This window comes from Pseudomonas sp. R3-52-08 (assembly GCF_003851745.1).
Classification (GTDB): Bacteria; Pseudomonadota; Gammaproteobacteria; order Pseudomonadales; family Pseudomonadaceae; genus Aquipseudomonas.
The window spans coordinates 3,457,575-3,474,434 of the sequence record NZ_CP027730.1; the positions used below are offsets into that span (position 1 = coordinate 3,457,575).

Sequence of the window (16,860 nt, forward strand, 5' to 3'; positions counted from 1 at the left end):
CAAGGGCGCCGCATTCATTCTGGTGCCCCGCGTTATCGTTAACCACCTTCGCGAGCAAGCTCGCTCCTACAGGGGGTGGCGACTTATAGGTTTTCATGCAAACCAGCCTTGCAGCCACAGGCCATCCTGTTGCCCCACCGTGCGGTAGGCCCAGCCTTGCTGGCCGGCGCGGGTCTGGATGAGGTAATAGTCGCGGCGGATATCGGCGCCATCCCACCAGCCGGACTCGATGCGCTCCGGGCCCATCAGGATCTGTACGCCCTGCTCGGCCAGCAAGGTCGGTTGGTTCAACAACCAGCCAGGGCGCCGGACCTTGTTCAAGCTCGGGCATGGGTGGTTGTCGACGGCGGCTTGCCAGGCGCATTCAGGGCGATGGTCGGCGTGAAAACGCAGGCCCTGCACCGCCTCATCGCCCAGGCGCGCGCGCAGGCGTTCGCGCAATTGCTCCCAGGGCAGGGACTGTTGCGGGCGGTCGTCGAACAGGTCCTGGCGCTGCGGCACGAATACCGGCAAGTCCTGGGCCACCAGGCGAAACCCGCGCACCGGTGCAGTGACTTGCACCTGCTCCAATCGCCCCCGGGCCAGTTCGAACAGCATCGAAGGCTCGCGCTCGACGCTCAGCAGGCCAACCTTGATCACACTGTCCGCTGCCTGGGCATGTTCCAAGTGCAGGTCGAAACGCTGCACGCCGCTGTCTCGCCCGCACAGGAAGGCGGCCAGGTCGGCGGTCAGACGGCGCAAGGGAAACAGCAGTGCCTGGTGGGATTGCACATCGAAATTCAACTCGATGCGTACATCGAACTGGTCCGGCGGCTGATAGAACCCCAGGGCCAACGGCCGCTGCCCGCTCAGGGCGTCGAGGTGCTTGAGCAGGCTGGCGTCAAAGCGCCGCGCCAGGGTATGCCGAGGCAGCGCCTGCACGTGGGCCAAGGTGCGCAGGCCCATGCGCGACAACGCGGTGGCGGCCTGCGGTTCAATCCCGGCGCGGTCGACCGGCAACGGCGCCAGGGCCTGCATCAAGGCGCTGTCGTCGGCCACCGCCAGGCCATCGTAACGGTTGGCCAACACCCGTGCCGCCGCCGGGTTGGGCGCGGCAACGATGCGGTGACGAAAGCCCAGCTCGGTCAACTCTTTGCGCAAACGCGCCTCGAACTGCGGCCAGGGCCCGAACAGGCCCAGGCTCGACTCGATCTCGAACAGCAAGGCGCGTGGGTAATACACGCTGACCTGGGAACTGAAGCGGTAGGCCCAGGCGGCGAGAAACTGCTGCCAGCGCTCGATTTCCAGCGGATCGTACTCGGCACAGGCGAAGGTCTTGGTCAGCGCATGCGCCGCCGTCAGCGACTGGCCGGGGCGCAACCCCAGGGCGCGGGCGGCGGCATTGACGGTTTGCAGCACGCGCCGCTGCGGCGTACCGGCCAGCAGTGCCAGCGGTTGGTCGGGCTCGGGATGGGCCCGCAGTACCCCGTCCAGCGCCAATTGCGGGAAGACAATACAGACCCAGCGCATGGCAACCTCAATGCCCCGCCAGGGCAATCGGCGCCGGATGGGCCAGACCGCCACGGCATTTGAGCACACGCACTTGCGCAGGCCTTGCCTCGACCGCCAGGCGCAAGGCGGCCGGCGATGGGTTGATCGCTTCACTCAAGGCGCGCCAGGCAAACGCCAGGGTCTGCCCGGTTTCCGCGGCCACCTGCAAACGGCGCAAGGCACGGTCATCGGCCTTGCGCGGCCAACACAACACCGCACCACAACTACCGGAGCGCAGGCATTGCTCCACCGCCCACAGCGCGTCGCGCTCCTGGGCCTGGATCACCGCGAGCTGACGCACATCCACCCCGGCGTTCTGCCAGGCATGGGGATACGGCGTATAGGGCGGTGCCACCAGCACAATACGTTCGCCCATCGCCGACAAGCGCGCCAGGGTCGGCAGCACCAGTTGCAGTTCGCCCACACCGTCCTTGGCCATCAGGATTTCACTCAAGGCCGCCTCCGGCCAGCCGCCGCTGGGCAGCACTGCATCCAGCGCCGCAAGCCCGGTGGGATGCACACTGGCCGGTGGCGCGGCGGGCCGGCCCTTCCAGACTCGCCCGCCATTGAACAGCGAGTCCAGGGCAACCACGGCGCCCATCAGCCTTGCCTCACCAGGCCGCAGAACACCCCTTCGATGGCCAGGTCCTGATCGGCCCCGACCACGATGGGTTGATACGCCGGGTTGCGCGGCAACAGGTGCACCTTGTCGCCATGGCGCTCGAAACGCTTGATGGTGACTCCACCGTCCAGGCGCGCCACCACAATTTGCCCGTTCAAGGCCTCGGCACTGCGCCGCACGCCCACCAGGTCACCATCGAGAATGCCGTCTTCAATCATCGAATCGCCCTGCACGCGCAGCAGGTAGTCCGGGGTCTTGGCGAAGGTGGCGGGGTCGAGTTGCAGGCGATTGTGCACTTCGGCATCCGCGCCGATGGGCAGGCCTGCAGCCACACGGCCGAGCACCGGGATGTCCAGCCATTCCGGGCGCGGCGGTTGGTTGAGCAGGCGAATACCCCGGGCCTGGTTGGGGTTGACCTCGATAAAGCCGGCTTCGGTCAAGGCCACCACATGCTTGCGGGCGACGCTGCGCGAGGCAAAGCCGAACGCCTCGGCGATCTCGGCGAGGCTGGGGGGCTGGCCTTGCTGCGCGATGCGGTCGCGGATGAAGGTCAGGATGGCGGTACGGCGGGGGGTCAGGGTCGTCATGGAGTACATTTGTACTCTTGTGGGAAATTTCTGACAATAGCCGTCAGTCGGCGATACGCCTCGGTCAAATGTGGGAGGGGGCTTGCCCCCGATGGCGGCCTGACAGCCGACCAGGATGTTGGATCAAGGCGAGTACATATCCGTTGCTGCGGTAACGGCGGCTTAGGGTTCCGCCCTTACGGCGTCTCACTTTTGAAAAGCGCAAAAGTAAGCAAAACGCTCTTGCCCCACCACTCGGCACCTCGCCTAGGCTCGGTGTGCCCGTAATCCGACATTGATTTGGGGGGCCGCCGCCACGCGCCATCCATGGCGCGGGGCGGCTAAACCGGCATCCCTGCCGGTTTACCCCCCAAATCAATATCGAATTCCGGCCAGCGTGGTTTAACGGGGCGCCTAGATCAAAAGCAAGATCAAGAGCGACTCGCTTCGCATCGTGGTTAGCGTAGGCTGCTGCTACAGAGTTGTGTAGATACCTATGCCCGGATGACAGCGTATCAGTCAACTTATTGGTAACTGGCACACCTCCATCGGGAGCAGCCCTCTCCCACCTTTTGATCTTCATGCTCGATCGAGCTACCACCGCTCTTTCAACATCCGCAGTTCCAAATGCTGCAGCAGCATGATGGTCTTGCCATCCACGATTTCCCCACTGGCTACCATCCCCAGCGCCTGCTCGAACCCCAGCTCCAGCACTTCGATATCCTCGCCCTCCTCCGCCAGGCCGCCGCCAGCCCCAACCCGGTCGCCCGGCTGGTATTCACCGATAAAAAAGTGAATCCGCTCGGTCACCGACCCCGGGCTCATGAACGCCGCATAGACTTTTTCGACATGTCCCACGCGGTAGCCGGTCTCTTCCTCGGCCTCCAGGCGGATGCGCTCTTCGGGGCTGGCGTTGTCAAGCAACCCGGCCGCCGCTTCGATCAGGTAGCCGGCGTAATCGTTGACAAACGTGGGCATGCGGAACTGGCGGATCAGCAGCACCGTGCGCTGCTCGCGGTTGTACAACAGAATGGTCGCACCGTTGCCCCGGTCGTACACCTCGCGGGTCTGAGCTTGCCAGCTGCCGTCACGGCGGCGCAGCTCGAAGCTGTATTTCTTCAGGAGGTACCAGTTGTCCGAAAGGGTTTCTTCGGCGGTGATGCGCACGGGGCTGTTGTCCATGGTCGGGCCTTTGCTCAAAGAAGCGGAGCATCGCGTGCAGGTCATGCAGCGTCAAGCCGGTCGCCCCGCTGCATCGCTGCAACACTTTGCAAGCAATCCTGGGTCACGGCCGTCGCATTAATTTCTCCCCCACCCGGGCCATCTGGTACAACCCGTGCTTCGCCCTTTGTAATGGAACCTTCATGTCATCTCGTTCTATGCCCCGTCGGGGCCTGCGCTGGCTGGCGCTGCTGTGCATGGCCGTGTTGATCGTCGGCCTGCCGGTGGGCTGCGCCGTGCTGCAACACAAGGAGCGCGAACTGGTGTTTCGCATCGAGCCGGGCACCGCAGGCTGGTACACCGGGCTGCCCAACGCCGTACAGGAGTTCGATATCAAGCCCGCCGCCTTCAAAGCCGGCCAGAATATTCATGGCTGGTGGTACCCGGCCGCGCAGAAAGATGCGCCCGCCATCCTCTACCTGCACGGCGTACGCTGGAACCTCACCGGCCAGCTGTTTCGCATCGAACAATTGCACGCCATGGGCTTTTCGGTGTTGGCCATCGACTATCGCGGTTTTGGCAAAAGCCAGGGCGACCTGCCTTCGGAAACCACGGTGTATGAAGACGCACGCATCGCCTGGGAGCGCTTCCAGACCTTGCAACCCGACCCCGGCAAACGCCTGCTCTACGGGCATTCCCTGGGTGGCGCAGTGGCCATCGACCTCGCCGCAGAGCTGAGCAAACAGGTACCGCTGCCGGTGCGCGGGCTGGTGATCGAATCCACGTTCACTTCCCTGGGAGATGTTGCCACGGCGGTTGCCAATACCTCGTTGCCGGTACGCTGGTTGCTCTCGCAGAAATTCGATTCCATCGACAAGATGGCCGATATCCATATGCCCTTATTGGTGGTGCATGGCCTCGATGACCGCTACGTGCCACCGCGTTTCAGCCAGCAATTATTTGAAGCCGCCCAGGAGCCCAAGCGGCTGTTACTGGTGCCGGGTGCCAGTCATAACAACAGCATGAGCCTGGCCGGGCGCGATTATGGTCAGGCACTGCACAAGCTGATGCAAACGAGCATGCCCTCACCGCTGGTCACGCACTCCACAGGCCGCGTGGGCGACTCATAAATGCGCTTTTCGGCACTGGGTTCGCTCAGGCCTGTCAAGCGCAAACCCTGGCCATATTGGCCCCCGTTGAAAGTTGATCAAATATTGACCGCAGGTTAAATCGCCAACGCTGCCGGGCCCTTGCAAAGTTATCCACAGAGATACCCACGGTTTTCGTGGACAACTCTTTTTACTTTTTCAGGTTTTTTTTGCGCATCACGCGCCGTCAGGAAACGTGCCAGGCAGCAAGATCTCGCGATTCACCTCGCGTATATCGTTATAGCCACACAGTGCCATCGTCACATCCAACTCACGGGCGATGATCTCGAGCGCTTTTGTCACGCCCGCTTCGCCCATCGCCCCCAAGCCATACAGGTGCGGGCGCCCGATCATGGTGCCCTTGGCGCCCAGTGCCATGGCCTTGAGTACATCCTGGCCAGAGCGGATACCACCGTCGAGCCACACCTCAATCCGACTGCCCACCGCCTCGACAATCGCCGGCAGCTGGCTGATGCTCGACGGCGCGCCATCCAGCTGGCGGCCACCGTGGTTGCTGACCACCAACGCATCGGCGCCGGTATCGGCCGCCAGGCGCGCGTCCTCCACATCGAGGATGCCCTTGATGATCAGCTTTCCGCCCCAGCACTTCTTGATCCACTCCACATCGTCCCAGCTCAGGCGCGGGTCGAACTGCTGGGCGGTCCACGCCGACAGCGAACTCATATCGGCCACCCCCGTCACATGCCCGACGATATTGCCGAAGCCCCGTCGCTGGGTGCCCAGCATGCCCATCACCCAACGCGGCTTGGTGATCATGTTGAGGATGTTCGGCAGGGTCAGCCTGGGCGGCGCGGACAAGCCGTTGATCAGGTCCTTGTGACGCTGCCCGAGGATCTGCAGGTCCAGCGTCAACACCAACGCATCAACACCAGCCGCCTTGGCCCGCTCGATCAAACGCTCGATAAACCCACGGTCGCGCATCACATACAACTGGAACCAGAAGGGCTGGCCGACGTGCTCGGCAATGTCTTCCAGCGAACAGATGCTCATGGTCGACAAGGTATAGCGCAGGCCAAACGCCGCAGCGGCGCGGGCGGTGAGAATTTCGCCATCGGCGTGCTGCATGCCCGCCAGGCCGGTGGGTGCCAGCGCTACCGGCATGGCCATGTCCTGGCCGATCATGCTGGCGCGAATCGAACGCTCATCGATATTGCGTGCCACGCGCTGACGGAACTTGATCCGGGCAAAGTCGCTTTCATTGGCCCGGTAGGTGCTCTCAGTCCAGGAGCCGGAATCGGCGTAGTCGTAGAACATGCGGGGGACACGTTTTTGCGCAAGCTTGCGTAAGTCTTCGATGGTTGTGATCAACGACATCGGGTCACCTCTCCCTGAACTGAGAACAAAGAGTACTCGGCCCTCGCCCAGCTAACCAGCCGTTGCGTTTATAAGCCTTGCCGAGTGTCGAGGTGCGGGTAAAAGTCGAGCAGGTCGAGGGCATCGGCGACCGCATGGCCGCTGGCGGTATTGTCGAAAATGCACCAGGTGGGAATGCCCTCTTCAATCGACTGGCGCAGCAACCGCGCATACGCCTGCACCCGCTCGTGCCCATAGGCGCTGTGATAAATCCGCGGCGAGCCGTGCAAACGCCAATAACGCACGCCGTGCCAGGCATCACCGGCAGCGATCACCGCAGGGTCGGCGCTGACCCAACCGATTTCGAGCGACTGCAACAAAGTTCCGGCCGCGAGCCAACTGGAATGGCGCGGTTCCAGCACCACGGTACCGGCAAACCGTTGGCGCAGCGCCTCGAAAAAAGCGTCGGCAACCAACGGCTCATACCTCAGGGACGGCGGCAGCTGCACTAACAGGCAACCCAGCTTCTCGTCCAGTTGCAGGCACTGCGCGAGAAACTCGTCCAAGGCGGTACCGCACTGCTGCAAGCGCAGTTCGTGGGTGATCCGCTTGGGCACCTTGACGGAAAAACGGAAACCCGCAGGCACCGACTCACGCCAACGCTCATAGGTTTTTGCCAGGTGAGGTCGATAAAACGAACTGTTGATTTCCACCGCATTGAAACGCGAGGCATAGCGTTGTAAATGCGTGCCTTGCTCAGCGAAGGCCGGCCAATGCTCGCGGGGCAAGCTCCAGCCGGCGCAGCCCACATACAGAGGTGCTGTCAAAACAACACCGTGGCGGCATCGCGCATGAAAATCTCGATGGTCTTGGGGCCGACACCCTCGAACTCACCCAGGCGTTTTTCGAACGCCTGGCGGTTATCGCTGGCCTCACGCATGCGGGTGATCTTGCCGCTGTACTCGGCGTTGAGCTTCGCACTCAGGTCCAACAGGCGTTGCGCCGTGGTTTCGTCGTAGCGCACGTAATGCGCGCGCCCCAACATCGCCACCAGCTCCCGCGATGTGCAGTGCTGCAATTTGCGCGGGGTGTCGCGGCCCTCCTCTTCAACGATGACCTTGTAGGCTTGCGCGGCAATGGGCGCCTGAATGCGCTTGCCCATCAGGAAACTGGCGATAAACCACTTGAACAGGCCGGTGTCATCGCCGGGCTTGAGCGCGATGCCCAACTCGATCGCGCTGATGGAACGGGCCATGCTCACTGCCCCTTGCTGAGCTTCTCGTTGATCGCATCCGTCTGACGCTCGATGTCCTTGATCGAGGTTGGCGTCACGACTTTGTCGATGGTTTCGGTCTTGGGGTTCGGACGCTCCAGGGTCTGCCCCTTGGCGCCGTCGGCATGGCCTTTTTGCGCGTCTTCGGAACTGATGGGTGCGGGGGTTTTATCGGCGGGCGTGTGATCGGTCACAGTGCTATCTCCTGGCAATGACAGGCCACCCACAGCGGCGGCCCTATGCAGCAGAACCTTGGGAATTTGGATTAGTTCAAGGAAATTGCCCGCTTGGCCGCTGGGTCAATTCACGCAAAAAAAATTTAAACCTTTTGCGCAGGGCGCGGCTCAACACTGATGTAACGGCATTACGTAACGGCATCACGCCATTTCCCAAGGAGAGACACCATGACGACTCGACTGATGAAACAAATGGGCCTGACATTCGCGCTGGTTGCGGGCTCGATTTCCACCGCGATGGCCGCCACGTCCAACGACTTTGTCGACAATGCCGCCGAGGGTGGTATCACCGAAGTGGAAGCCGGCAAGCTGGCCCTGGAAAAAAGCAGCTCGGCAGACGTGAAAACTTTTGCCCAACACATGATTACTGACCATACCAAGGCCAATCAGGAACTGATGGCCCTGGCGAAAAAACTCGACATCGAAGTACCGGATGATGCTGCTCTGACCGACAAGGCGAAGAAAGCCATCCTGGAAATGCGCGATGAATCGTTCGACAAGGCGTACGCCAACAACCAGGTCGACGCCCATCAAAAAACCGTCGACCTGTTCAAGAAGGAAGCCGAGTCCTCGGACAACGCCGAGTTGAAGGCCTTCGCTACCAAGACTCTGCCAACCCTGGAAGCACACCTGAAAATGGCCAAGGAGCTGCAAGCCAAACACGCCCATTAATCCTTCCATGACCCAAGGAGACACTCGACCATGAGTTCGCAACTCAACGGCAAGCACATCCTCGTCATCACCTCCAACACCGGCATCGAGCGTGACGAACTGCTCAAGCCCTTGCAAACCCTGCGTAGCTACGGCGCGACGGTAACGCACGCGTCCAGCAAAGGCGGCACCACCCAGACCTTTGTCGGCGATACGGAAAAAGACCAGACCGTGGAATCCGACGTGCAACTGTCGGACGTGGTCGGCGGCAACTTCGATGCGCTGGTCATTCCCGGCGGCACCGTGAATGCCGACACCCTGCGTCAGGACGCAGCCGCGCTGCGCTTGATCAATGAGTTCGCCCAGGCCGGTAAGACCATCGCGGCGATCTGCCACGGCCCGTGGGCGTTGATCGACGCCGGCGTGGTCAAAGGCAAGACCCTCACCGCGTTTAAAAGCGTGCGTATCGACCTGGAAAACGCCGGTGCCGCCGGCGTGGTCGATGCCCAGGTGCAGGAATGCAAAGCCAATGGCTGGACCTTGATCACTTCGCGCACGCCGGACGATCTGCCGGCGTTCAATGAAGCGATTGCCAAGGCAGTCGCGGGCTGATCTTTAGGCCGCAACCAAAACAGGCGCCCCATGGGGCGCCTGTTTTTTTATCGCTGAATGCTGTTAGTTTTTGCGCTCTTGCGCCATCTCCCGCTTGGGCCCGAACATCGCCCAGGCGATCAGCCCCAGCAGCGGTACGAAGACCAGCACCACCACCCACAAGCCCTTGGTTTCCCAGCCCCCAGTGCTGCGCAATACGATATTGATCGCCCACAGTTCCAACAGCAGCAGAATCACCGCCAGTACGATCCAGATATAGTTTATTTCCATGCTTCACCTCCTGATGTCTAAGGCTTAGGTCAAGCAGAAGCGCCAAGGGTTCCATTGGATTTTTTCAACTGAAACCTGGGCCAACGCGGTAAATGTGCGTTGTGCAATCCCGGCAACGCCCGATCATGCAAGCTGCACGACAGCGAAACGCTAGCTTGACTCTATCTATATGATTCTTAAAACAATTTTTTTTACGTGAAAGTTGGTACGCGTAATGCAATTTTCTGACTCACGAGGCGTGCGTTTCGACATGCCCGACGACTATCCGTGAGGTTCCACATGAATGCCATCGACCTTCTCAAAGCCGACCATGAACGCGTCAAGACCCTGCTGACCCAATTGAGCGAATCCACCGAGCGCGGGGTGAAAAAACGCACCGAGTTGCTGGCCAAGCTGGAGATGGAAATCACCGTGCATACCAAGTTGGAAGAAGAAATCCTCTACCCGGCTTTCAGGGAAGCCGGCGGTAAGGAACAGGACATCATGTACCACGAAGCCAAGGAGGAGCACCGCACTGTCGATTCACTGGTGCTGCCTGACCTGAAGCAGACCGATCCGTCTTCCACCGAGTTTTCCGGTCGCGTCAAAGTGGTCAAGGAGCTGCTGGAACACCATATCGAAGAGGAAGAAACCGAGATGTTTCCCCAGGCCAAGAAACTGCTGGGCAAGGCAAAGCTGGACGAGCTGGGCGAGCAAATGGAAGCGATGAAAGCAACTTACAAGAAGTCTTTGGCGAGTAAGCCATTGGCCGCGTGATGCGCTGCTTGCAAGCCCTTCCCTGATCTGCGGTAGCGACAGGCCTGCTCACAGGCCCTGTCGCGTTGCATCGCAACTGAAAAATCATGAATATGATCGCGACGGTAACGGCGCTGCACTCGAGCAGGCAAAGTAGTTCGGGATGTTACTGGAACACCGGTCAGCCAAGCCTTAATCGGAAACCGAGACTCCCCTTTTCATGCGCCGCCGCTACCACCGAACCCGCAAAAGGACGCAGCGCAATGCTGCCCTGTGGCAGAACGTCGCAGATTACGCGGGGTGGCCAAGGTTGGTAGACTCAGCACCCTTCTCGTTACTCCTTTTCAAAGCCGGGTGGGCCGCTGCACAGCCATTCAGGCGTTTCACAGGACGCACAGTTGATGAGTACGTTATTCACCCGCCGCAAAGTGCTGACCGGCATGGGCCTGTTAGGCCTGGGCAGCCTGCTGGGCGGCTGTGACTACAGCCCCAAGCTGAATTTCAAGTACGGCAAAGACCTCAGTGACAAGATCATGGGGCGCACTTTCAAGCTCAAGAACACCGACGGCGAAACCGTCACCCTCAGCTCGTACCGTGGCCTGATGCCCGTGGTGTTCTTCGGCTTTACCCAATGCCCGGCGGTCTGCCCGACCACCCTGGCACGCGCCGCCCAGGCCAAGAAGCTGATGGGCCGCGACGGTGAAATCATGCAGGTGGTGTTCATCACCCTGGACCCCGAGCGCGACACCCCCGAGATTCTCGACAAATACGTCAAGGCCTTCGATCCCAGTTTCGAAGCCCTCTACGGCACCCCGCAGGAAATCGCCGTGGCCGCCAAGGAGTTCGGGATCTTTTATGAAAAGATCCCCGCCGGCGACACCTACACCCTGTCCCACACCGCCACCAGCTTCGTGTTCGACACCCGTGGCAACCTGCGCCTTGGCTTGCAGGCGTCCCTTACTGCTAAAGAGTGCGCAGAAGACCTGCTCACCGTCATGGAGGTCTGCTAATGACTGCCGTTCAACACCTCAAGCGTCTCACCCTCGGCCTCACCCTGCTCGGCCTCGCCGCCCACGCCAGCGCCCAGGTGCAAGTGACCGACGCCTGGGTCCGCGCCACCGTGCCGGGCCAGCCCTCCAGCGGCGCGTTCATGACCGTCACCGCCGACAGCGACAGCCAGTTGCTGCGCGTGGCGTCGCCCGTGGCCAAGGACGTGCAGATCCATGAAATGAGCATGAAGGACGACGTGATGCGCATGGGCCCGGTGGACTCGGTGGCGCTGCCCGCCGGCAAAGCCGTCACGCTCGACCCGAATGGCTACCACGTGATGCTGATGGGCCTGACCGGCCAGATCAAGGAAGGCGACCAGGTGCCGCTGACTCTCACGGTAAAAGACGCCAAGGGCGCTGAGCAAAGCATTGAAGTGAAGGCTGCTGCGCGGGGAGTTGACGGGATGGACCATAGCCAGATGGACCACAGCAAAATGCATTGAGGCTCGAACCCGGTCAGCAATGTGAGAGGGGCGGTGCGACGATTCGACTTGCCCCCGATGGCGGTGGGTCAGTCACAGGTGGAGCGACTGATACTTCCTCATCGGGGGCAAGCCCCCTCCCACATTTGGATTGCGGCGTATCAGTTACATAGCCGTCGATGGTCAGGCTCCCACAGATTCGGAACCACGCCCATTACGGGGATCCTTGTTATCCTGGCGCTCCAGTTCACATGGACGCGCGCCCATGCCAATCGACCCCGCCTTCATCCTGCACCAGACCGAACACTGGCTGCTCAACCATCATCAATCTTCAAAACTGCCGGGCTACCTGATGCTGGGCGCCAAGGCACCGATTGCCTCCCTGGCTGACATGCCCGACGCCGCACTGGCCGAACTGGGCGGTCTGCTTGCCCGAACCCAACGGATAATGGAAACGCAGCTGCAGCCCAAATGGCTCTACATAAGCCGCTACGGGCATATGCCGGGATTTGCGCTGCACTTTCATTTCATCCCCGTCTATGACTGGGTAGAGCAAGCGTTCTGGCAGGACGAACGCTATCGCACGCTGCACAATTTCGGCTCGCAAGCACAAGCCAAAATCCTGACCGATGGGGCTGAACTGACGTTGTTTGTATGGCGGGAATTTGGCGAGAGCCTCACACCGCCGCTGATTCAAGGGCCCGGGGTGGAGCAGGTGATTGAGCGATTGCGCACTGGTTTCAAAGATCGTTCCCACGCTCCCGCGTGGGAATACAGCCCGTGACGCTCTGCGTCACCTGAGCGCAGTGGCTGGCAGGACGCGGAGCGTCCCGGAAGGCATTCCCACGCAGAGCATGGGAACGATCAGGGCTATACGGTGATCGACGGAGCAGGCGATTATGTAACCAGGCACTCGATTTGGTTGCCTGCCGCACCGGAATTCTGCGCAAGCTTTTTCACCATCGGCACACACGCCAACACCAGTCCCGCTGGCGAGCGATACACCGCCTGCTCATGCCCCACATACCCGCACGCTTTATAAAAGCTCACCGCGTTCAACGTCGAGTCAAGCACCACCTCTGCAACCGCCCGCTGCCGCGCAACGTCTTCCAGGTGGTCAAGCATTGCCTTGCCATAACCGCGCCCGGTGAATGCGGACCTTACGAACAACGCCCCGAGTTCATTGTTGGCCAGGTCAAGCATGCCCGTGACGACGGCTTCACCGTTCACCCAACCCATGTAGAACAATTTTTCCATCAATGTGCTGTAACCGTCGCTTGCGCGACCTCGGGTCCAGAGTGCCATTTGCTCAGCGCTGTAGGCACCAATGCACTGACTGCGAATGGCCTCGCGACGAATCTCAAACGCCCTGTCAGCGTCGTCTGGTGTGGCTCGTTTTATCTCTAGCACAGCACTCACTCTCTCCATGACTTTAAAAAATCCACCCTTAACCGTTTGTATTAATCGCCCTACCTCCTCCACCGAAGGCTATCTCAAGACCCGCTGCATCCGATATTTATGCTCACTCCCAAGCTTAATAATATTTTATTAAAAACCACCCTCCCCCTAGCCTTGAAGCCATGCCCACGTTGAATCCAACTGCATGACGCAAGGACAGACACATGACTCAAGCAATAACAAAAACCGACACCCTGGTGGTCGGCGCCGGCCAGGCCGGTGTGGCCATGAGCGAGCATTTGATCAAGCACGGCGTGCCGCACCTGGTGCTGGAGCGCAGTCGTATCGCCGAGCGCTGGCGCACCGGGCGCTGGGATTCACTGGTAGCCAACGGGCCGGCCTGGCATGACCGTTTTCCCGGCCTGGAATTCGATGATGTGGCCCCCGATGGCTTTGCGCCGAAGGAGCGCGTGGCGGACTACTTTGAAGCCTATGCGCGCAAGTTCAATGCGCCGATTCGTACGGGCGTGGAGGTGACGTCGGTGGTGCGCAATGAAGGCCGTCCAGGCTTTACCGTACACACCAGCCAAGGCGTGATCGAAGCTAACCGCGTGGTGGCCGCCACCGGGCCGTTTCAGAAGCCGGTGATTCCGGCGATTGCGCCGACAGATACCGCGCTGCATCAGCTGCATTCCGCCGATTATCGCAACCCGGCGCAACTGCCGGCGGGCGCCGTGCTGGTGGTGGGTGCGGGCTCTTCCGGCGTACAAATCGCCGATGAACTGCAACGTTCCGGTCGTCAGGTGTACCTGTCGGTCGGCGCCCATGACCGGCCGCCTCGGGCTTATCGCAACCGGGATTTCTGCTGGTGGCTGGGGGTGCTGGGCGAGTGGGACCAGGCCGCGATGAAACCCGGCCGCGAGCACGTGACCATCGCGGTGAGCGGCGCCCACGGCGGCAAGACCATCGACTTTCGGGAACTGGCCCAGCAAGGCATGACCCTGGTCGGCCTCACCCAAGCGTTTAACGGCAGCGTCGCCACGTTCCAACCGAACCTGGTAGAGAATCTGGCCCGTGGCGATGAGAACTACCTGGCCCTGCTGGATGCGGCCGATGCCTACATCGAGCGCAACGGCCTCGACCTGCCGCTTGAGCCCGACGCCCGCCGCGTATTCCCGGATGCCGACTGCATCAGGCATCCGATCCTGGAACTAGACCTTGCCCAGGCCGGCATCACTTCGATTATCTGGGCCACCGGGTTTGCCGTGGACTACAGCTGGCTCAAGGTCGACGCATTCGACGCAGCCGGCAAGCCCCGGCACCAGCGCGGCGTAGCCAGCGAAGCCGGGATTTATTTCCTGGGGCTGCCATGGCAGTCGCGCCGTGGCTCGTCGTTTATCTGGGGCGTGTGGCACGACGCCAAGTACGTGGCCGACCATATCGCCATTCAGCGTCAATACCTTGAGTACCGCGAAGCCGCCCCGCTGGCTCGCCCCTCCCCTGTCAGCGCCTGATCCCTTTGCCGGAGTTTTTTTGATGCCTACTCATACTCGCATCCGCATGTTCAACACCAAAGAAACCTACCCCAACCAAAGCCTGGACAACGACCTGTGCCAGGCCGTACGTGCCGGTAATACCGTGTATGTGCGCGGCCAGGTGGGCACCGATTTCGACGGCAACCTGATCGGCCTGGGCGACCCACGTGCCCAGGCCGAACAAGCCATGCGCAACGTCAAGCAACTGCTTGAGGAAGCGGGCTCCGATCTGTCGCATATCGTCAAGACCACCACTTACCTGATCGACCCGCGCTACCGCGAACCGGTGTATCAGGAAGTCGGCAAGTGGCTCAAGGGCGTGTTCCCGATCTCCACCGGGCTGGTAGTTTCGGCGCTGGGCCAGCCGCAGTGGCTGATGGAAATCGATGTGATCGCGGTTATTCCAGAGTAAGGAGACTAGCCATGACCTTTTCAATCGTGGGTCGCTGCGCGGAGACCGGCCAGCTGGGCATCGCCATCAGCTCCTCGAGCATCGCCGTGGGCGCGCGTTGCCCATGGCTGCGGCCGGGTGTAGGTGCGGTCGCCACCCAGAACATCACGCTGCCGGCCCTTGGCCCGGAAGTGCTCGACTGCCTGGAGCAAGGCCTCACGCCGGCGGATGCCGTCGACACAGCCCTGACGCGCAACGGCTACAGCCAATACCGCCAGCTGACCGCAATCGATCACCTGGGCCGCAGCGTGCATTTCAGCGGCAGCGAAACCCTGGGCACCCACAATGCCGTGTCGGGCGAGCAATGCGTGGCGGCGGGGAATATGCTCGCCGACCGAGGGGTGATCGAGGCGATGGTCAGCGCCTTCGAACACGGCGAAGGCCAGTTGGCGGACCGCTTGCTCGCGGCAATGCATGCCGCCATCGGCGCCGGTGGCGAAGCCGGCCCGGTGCATTCGGCCGCGCTGGTGGTGGTGGGTGAGCTGACCTGGCCGATCATCAACCTGCGCGTGGACTGGGCCGATGAAGCCCCCATCAGTCAATTGCAAACACTGTGGGACGCCTACCGTCCGCAAGTGCAGGACTACATCGACCGCGCCCTCGCCCCGGATCGCTCCCCAGGCTATGGCGTGGCCGGAGACGAGCGATGAGCCGCAGCCGCGAGTTGCTGCAGACGCTGGTGGGGTTCGATACCACCAGCCGCGAGTCCAACCTGCAGTTGATCGAGTTCGTGCGCGACTACCTGGAGGGATTCGGCGTGTCCAGCGAGCTGATCTACAACGCGTCGCGCAGCAAGGCTAACCTGTTTGCCAGCGTCGGCCCGGTGGAATTACCCGGCATCGTGTTGTCGGGGCATACCGATGTGGTGCCGGTGGATGGGCAGCCCTGGACGCTGCCGCCGTTTCAACTGACCGAGCGTGACGGCAAGCTGTACGGGCGTGGCACCGCCGATATGAAAGGCTATATCGCCTGCGTGCTGGCGCTGGTGCCGGAGTTGGTCGAGGCGCGGTTGCGCCTGCCGGTACACATCGCCCTGTCGTATGACGAAGAAGTCGGCTGCCTCGGGGTACGCTCGCTGCTCGACGTGTTGGCGCAACGTCCGGTGAAGCCGATGCTGTGCATTATTGGCGAGCCGACCGAGCTCAAACCGGTGCTCGGCCATAAGGGCAAGCTGGCGATGCGCTGCGATGTGCATGGCGAGGCCTGTCATTCGGCGTATGCACCGTCCGGAGTGAATGCGATCGAGCATGCCGCCGAGTTGATCGGCGAACTGGGGCGCATTGGCCAACGCTTGCGTGCGCACCAGGACCCTCGCTTCGATCCGCCGTTCAGCACCGTGCAAACCGGCGTGATCAGCGGCGGCAAGGCACTGAATATCGTGCCCGCCGACTGCCGGTTTGATTTCGAAGTACGCGCCCTGCCCTCGACGGATCCCGGTGAAGTGGCGCACGAACTGCACACCTACGCCATGCAGCAAGTACTGCCGCGCATGCAGGCCGTGAGCACGCAGAGCTCGATTCGGTTCACCGCGTTGTCCGCCTACCCGGGTTTGGTCACCGATGAGCACAGCCAGGCCGCGCAATTGATTGCGTCGTTTTGCGGCTCCAGTGCGTTTGGCACCGTGGCGTTTGGCACTGAGGGTGGGCTGTTTGATGCAGCGGGTATTCCCACGGTGGTGTGCGGGCCTGGCAGCATGGACCAGGGGCACAAGCCGGATGAGTTTGTGAGCGTGGAACAGCTGGCAGAGTGTGATGCCCTGTTACAGCGGATGCTGGACTCGCTACGCATCTGAATACACCACAAATCAAATGTGGGAGGGGGCTTGCCCCCGATAGCAGTGGTTCAGCCAATACATGAGCTGGCTGATACACCGCTATCGGGAGCAAG

The 16,860-nt window shown here is 61.4% G+C and carries 21 protein-coding genes; 11 read left to right on the plus strand and 10 right to left on the minus strand.

All coding sequences use genetic code 11. The features are described 5' to 3' along the window. Positions 1–93: 93 nt before the first annotated feature. From C4J91_RS15700 to C4J91_RS15715, 4 genes are all read right to left on the minus strand, one after another. Positions 94–1,509, minus strand: a complete 1,416-nt coding sequence (locus C4J91_RS15700) for a DNA polymerase Y family protein (protein WP_124363178.1) — start codon at positions 1,507–1,509, stop codon at positions 94–96. A gap of 7 nt (positions 1,510–1,516) precedes the next feature. Beyond that, entirely contained in the window at positions 1,517–2,131 is a 615-nt protein-coding gene (gene imuA, locus C4J91_RS15705) for a translesion DNA synthesis-associated protein ImuA (RefSeq protein ID WP_124363179.1), read from the minus strand. After that, positions 2,131–2,748: a transcriptional repressor LexA gene (gene lexA / locus C4J91_RS15710; RefSeq protein WP_124363180.1), complete on the minus strand. Its 618-nt coding sequence runs from the start codon at positions 2,746–2,748 to the stop codon at positions 2,131–2,133. Before lexA ends, imuA begins: the two co-directional genes overlap by 1 nt. A 564-nt stretch (positions 2,749–3,312) precedes the next feature. Beyond that, on the minus strand, positions 3,313–3,900 hold the full coding sequence (locus C4J91_RS15715) for an NUDIX domain-containing protein (protein ID WP_124363181.1): 588 nt from the start codon (positions 3,898–3,900) through the stop codon (positions 3,313–3,315). A gap of 182 nt (positions 3,901–4,082) precedes the next feature. On the opposite strand from C4J91_RS15715, the gene C4J91_RS15720 reads away from it, so the two are divergent. Continuing rightward, positions 4,083–5,009: an alpha/beta hydrolase gene (locus C4J91_RS15720; RefSeq protein ID WP_124363182.1), complete on the plus strand. Its 927-nt coding sequence runs from the start codon at positions 4,083–4,085 to the stop codon at positions 5,007–5,009. A 195-nt stretch (positions 5,010–5,204) separates the two neighbouring features. Here C4J91_RS15720 and C4J91_RS15725 read toward each other — a convergent pair whose 3' ends face one another. From C4J91_RS15725 to C4J91_RS15740, 4 genes are all read right to left on the minus strand, one after another. Further along, positions 5,205–6,362: an alpha-hydroxy acid oxidase gene (locus C4J91_RS15725; RefSeq protein ID WP_124363183.1), complete on the minus strand. Its 1,158-nt coding sequence runs from the start codon at positions 6,360–6,362 to the stop codon at positions 5,205–5,207. Between the two features lie 68 nt (positions 6,363–6,430). Then, entirely contained in the window at positions 6,431–7,168 is a 738-nt protein-coding gene (locus tag C4J91_RS15730) for a DUF72 domain-containing protein (RefSeq protein WP_124363184.1), read from the minus strand. After that, positions 7,165–7,596 carry a DNA methylase gene (locus C4J91_RS15735; RefSeq protein WP_124363185.1) on the minus strand — a complete coding sequence of 144 codons (432 nt, stop codon included), beginning with the start codon at positions 7,594–7,596 and terminating at the stop codon, positions 7,165–7,167. The genes C4J91_RS15730 and C4J91_RS15735 overlap by 4 nt, the downstream gene beginning before the upstream one ends. A 2-nt stretch (positions 7,597–7,598) precedes the next feature. Continuing rightward, positions 7,599–7,808: a hypothetical protein gene (locus C4J91_RS15740; RefSeq protein ID WP_124363186.1), complete on the minus strand. Its 210-nt coding sequence runs from the start codon at positions 7,806–7,808 to the stop codon at positions 7,599–7,601. A 210-nt stretch (positions 7,809–8,018) separates the two neighbouring features. Between C4J91_RS15740 and C4J91_RS15745 the strand changes: the two genes are divergently transcribed. Both C4J91_RS15745 and C4J91_RS15750 read left to right on the plus strand, forming a co-directional pair. Further along, a complete protein-coding gene (locus tag C4J91_RS15745) occupies positions 8,019–8,522 on the plus strand; it encodes a DUF4142 domain-containing protein (RefSeq protein WP_124363187.1) in 504 nt (167 codons plus the stop codon). Positions 8,523–8,552: 30 nt separating this feature from the next. Further along, entirely contained in the window at positions 8,553–9,113 is a 561-nt protein-coding gene (locus tag C4J91_RS15750) for a type 1 glutamine amidotransferase domain-containing protein (RefSeq protein WP_124363188.1), read from the plus strand. A 63-nt stretch (positions 9,114–9,176) separates the two neighbouring features. On the opposite strand, the gene C4J91_RS15755 is transcribed toward C4J91_RS15750, so the two are convergent. Beyond that, positions 9,177–9,383 carry a hypothetical protein gene (locus tag C4J91_RS15755; RefSeq protein WP_124363189.1) on the minus strand — a complete coding sequence of 69 codons (207 nt, stop codon included), beginning with the start codon at positions 9,381–9,383 and terminating at the stop codon, positions 9,177–9,179. A gap of 279 nt (positions 9,384–9,662) precedes the next feature. On the opposite strand from C4J91_RS15755, the gene C4J91_RS15760 reads away from it, so the two are divergent. The 4 genes from C4J91_RS15760 (at position 9,663) to C4J91_RS15775 (ending at position 12,373) form a co-directional block, all read left to right on the plus strand. Then, positions 9,663–10,139 carry a hemerythrin domain-containing protein gene (locus tag C4J91_RS15760; RefSeq protein WP_124363190.1) on the plus strand — a complete coding sequence of 159 codons (477 nt, stop codon included), beginning with the start codon at positions 9,663–9,665 and terminating at the stop codon, positions 10,137–10,139. Positions 10,140–10,519: 380 nt separating this feature from the next. After that, complete coding sequence (locus C4J91_RS15765) at positions 10,520–11,128, plus strand: SCO family protein (protein ID WP_124363191.1); 609 nt, start codon at positions 10,520–10,522, stop codon at positions 11,126–11,128. Continuing rightward, on the plus strand, positions 11,128–11,610 hold the full coding sequence (locus tag C4J91_RS15770) for a copper chaperone PCu(A)C (protein WP_124363192.1): 483 nt from the start codon (positions 11,128–11,130) through the stop codon (positions 11,608–11,610). The genes C4J91_RS15765 and C4J91_RS15770 overlap by 1 nt, the downstream gene beginning before the upstream one ends. Positions 11,611–11,854: 244 nt before the next feature. Then, positions 11,855–12,373 carry an HIT family protein gene (locus tag C4J91_RS15775; protein WP_124363193.1) on the plus strand — a complete coding sequence of 173 codons (519 nt, stop codon included), beginning with the start codon at positions 11,855–11,857 and terminating at the stop codon, positions 12,371–12,373. Positions 12,374–12,486: 113 nt separating this feature from the next. On the opposite strand, the gene C4J91_RS15780 is transcribed toward C4J91_RS15775, so the two are convergent. Next, positions 12,487–12,999, minus strand: coding sequence for a GNAT family N-acetyltransferase (locus C4J91_RS15780; RefSeq protein WP_124365166.1), 513 nt, complete (start codon positions 12,997–12,999; stop codon positions 12,487–12,489). A gap of 212 nt (positions 13,000–13,211) precedes the next feature. Here C4J91_RS15780 and C4J91_RS15785 point away from each other — a divergent pair, with 212 nt between their 5' ends. From C4J91_RS15785 to argE, 4 genes are read left to right on the plus strand one after another with little or no spacing between them, the layout of a single operon-like run. Next, complete coding sequence (locus tag C4J91_RS15785; protein ID WP_124363194.1) at positions 13,212–14,501, plus strand: NAD(P)/FAD-dependent oxidoreductase; 1,290 nt, start codon at positions 13,212–13,214, stop codon at positions 14,499–14,501. 22 nt (positions 14,502–14,523) lie between these two features. Then, a complete protein-coding gene (locus C4J91_RS15790) occupies positions 14,524–14,934 on the plus strand; it encodes a RidA family protein (RefSeq protein WP_063030874.1) in 411 nt (136 codons plus the stop codon). A gap of 11 nt (positions 14,935–14,945) precedes the next feature. Then, positions 14,946–15,623: a DUF1028 domain-containing protein gene (locus C4J91_RS15795; protein ID WP_124363195.1), complete on the plus strand. Its 678-nt coding sequence runs from the start codon at positions 14,946–14,948 to the stop codon at positions 15,621–15,623. Further along, complete coding sequence (gene argE / locus C4J91_RS15800; protein ID WP_124363196.1) at positions 15,620–16,765, plus strand: acetylornithine deacetylase; 1,146 nt, start codon at positions 15,620–15,622, stop codon at positions 16,763–16,765. The genes C4J91_RS15795 and argE overlap by 4 nt, the downstream gene beginning before the upstream one ends. Positions 16,766–16,860: the final 95 nt, after the last annotated feature.

Bases quoted from the DNA above. Each gene is read 5' to 3' on its own strand.
- C4J91_RS15700 (WP_124363178.1), bottom strand. From the start codon at position 1,509: ATGCGCTGGGTCTGTATTGTCTTCCCGCAATTGGCGCTGGACGGGGTA.
- imuA (WP_124363179.1), bottom strand. From the start codon at position 2,131: ATGGGCGCCGTGGTTGCCCTGGACTCGCTGTTCAATGGCGGGCGAGTC.
- lexA (WP_124363180.1), bottom strand. From the start codon at position 2,748: ATGTACTCCATGACGACCCTGACCCCCCGCCGTACCGCCATCCTGACC.
- C4J91_RS15715 (WP_124363181.1), bottom strand. From the start codon at position 3,900: ATGGACAACAGCCCCGTGCGCATCACCGCCGAAGAAACCCTTTCGGAC.
- C4J91_RS15720 (WP_124363182.1), top strand. From the start codon at position 4,083: ATGTCATCTCGTTCTATGCCCCGTCGGGGCCTGCGCTGGCTGGCGCTG.
- C4J91_RS15725 (WP_124363183.1), bottom strand. From the start codon at position 6,362: ATGTCGTTGATCACAACCATCGAAGACTTACGCAAGCTTGCGCAAAAA.
- C4J91_RS15735 (WP_124363185.1), bottom strand. From the start codon at position 7,596: ATGGCCCGTTCCATCAGCGCGATCGAGTTGGGCATCGCGCTCAAGCCC.
- C4J91_RS15745 (WP_124363187.1), top strand. From the start codon at position 8,019: ATGACGACTCGACTGATGAAACAAATGGGCCTGACATTCGCGCTGGTT.
- C4J91_RS15750 (WP_124363188.1), top strand. From the start codon at position 8,553: ATGAGTTCGCAACTCAACGGCAAGCACATCCTCGTCATCACCTCCAAC.
- C4J91_RS15755 (WP_124363189.1), bottom strand. From the start codon at position 9,383: ATGGAAATAAACTATATCTGGATCGTACTGGCGGTGATTCTGCTGCTG.
- C4J91_RS15760 (WP_124363190.1), top strand. From the start codon at position 9,663: ATGAATGCCATCGACCTTCTCAAAGCCGACCATGAACGCGTCAAGACC.
- C4J91_RS15765 (WP_124363191.1), top strand. From the start codon at position 10,520: ATGAGTACGTTATTCACCCGCCGCAAAGTGCTGACCGGCATGGGCCTG.
- C4J91_RS15770 (WP_124363192.1), top strand. From the start codon at position 11,128: ATGACTGCCGTTCAACACCTCAAGCGTCTCACCCTCGGCCTCACCCTG.
- C4J91_RS15775 (WP_124363193.1), top strand. From the start codon at position 11,855: ATGCCAATCGACCCCGCCTTCATCCTGCACCAGACCGAACACTGGCTG.
- C4J91_RS15785 (WP_124363194.1), top strand. From the start codon at position 13,212: ATGACTCAAGCAATAACAAAAACCGACACCCTGGTGGTCGGCGCCGGC.
- C4J91_RS15790 (WP_063030874.1), top strand. From the start codon at position 14,524: ATGCCTACTCATACTCGCATCCGCATGTTCAACACCAAAGAAACCTAC.
- C4J91_RS15795 (WP_124363195.1), top strand. From the start codon at position 14,946: ATGACCTTTTCAATCGTGGGTCGCTGCGCGGAGACCGGCCAGCTGGGC.
- argE (WP_124363196.1), top strand. From the start codon at position 15,620: ATGAGCCGCAGCCGCGAGTTGCTGCAGACGCTGGTGGGGTTCGATACC.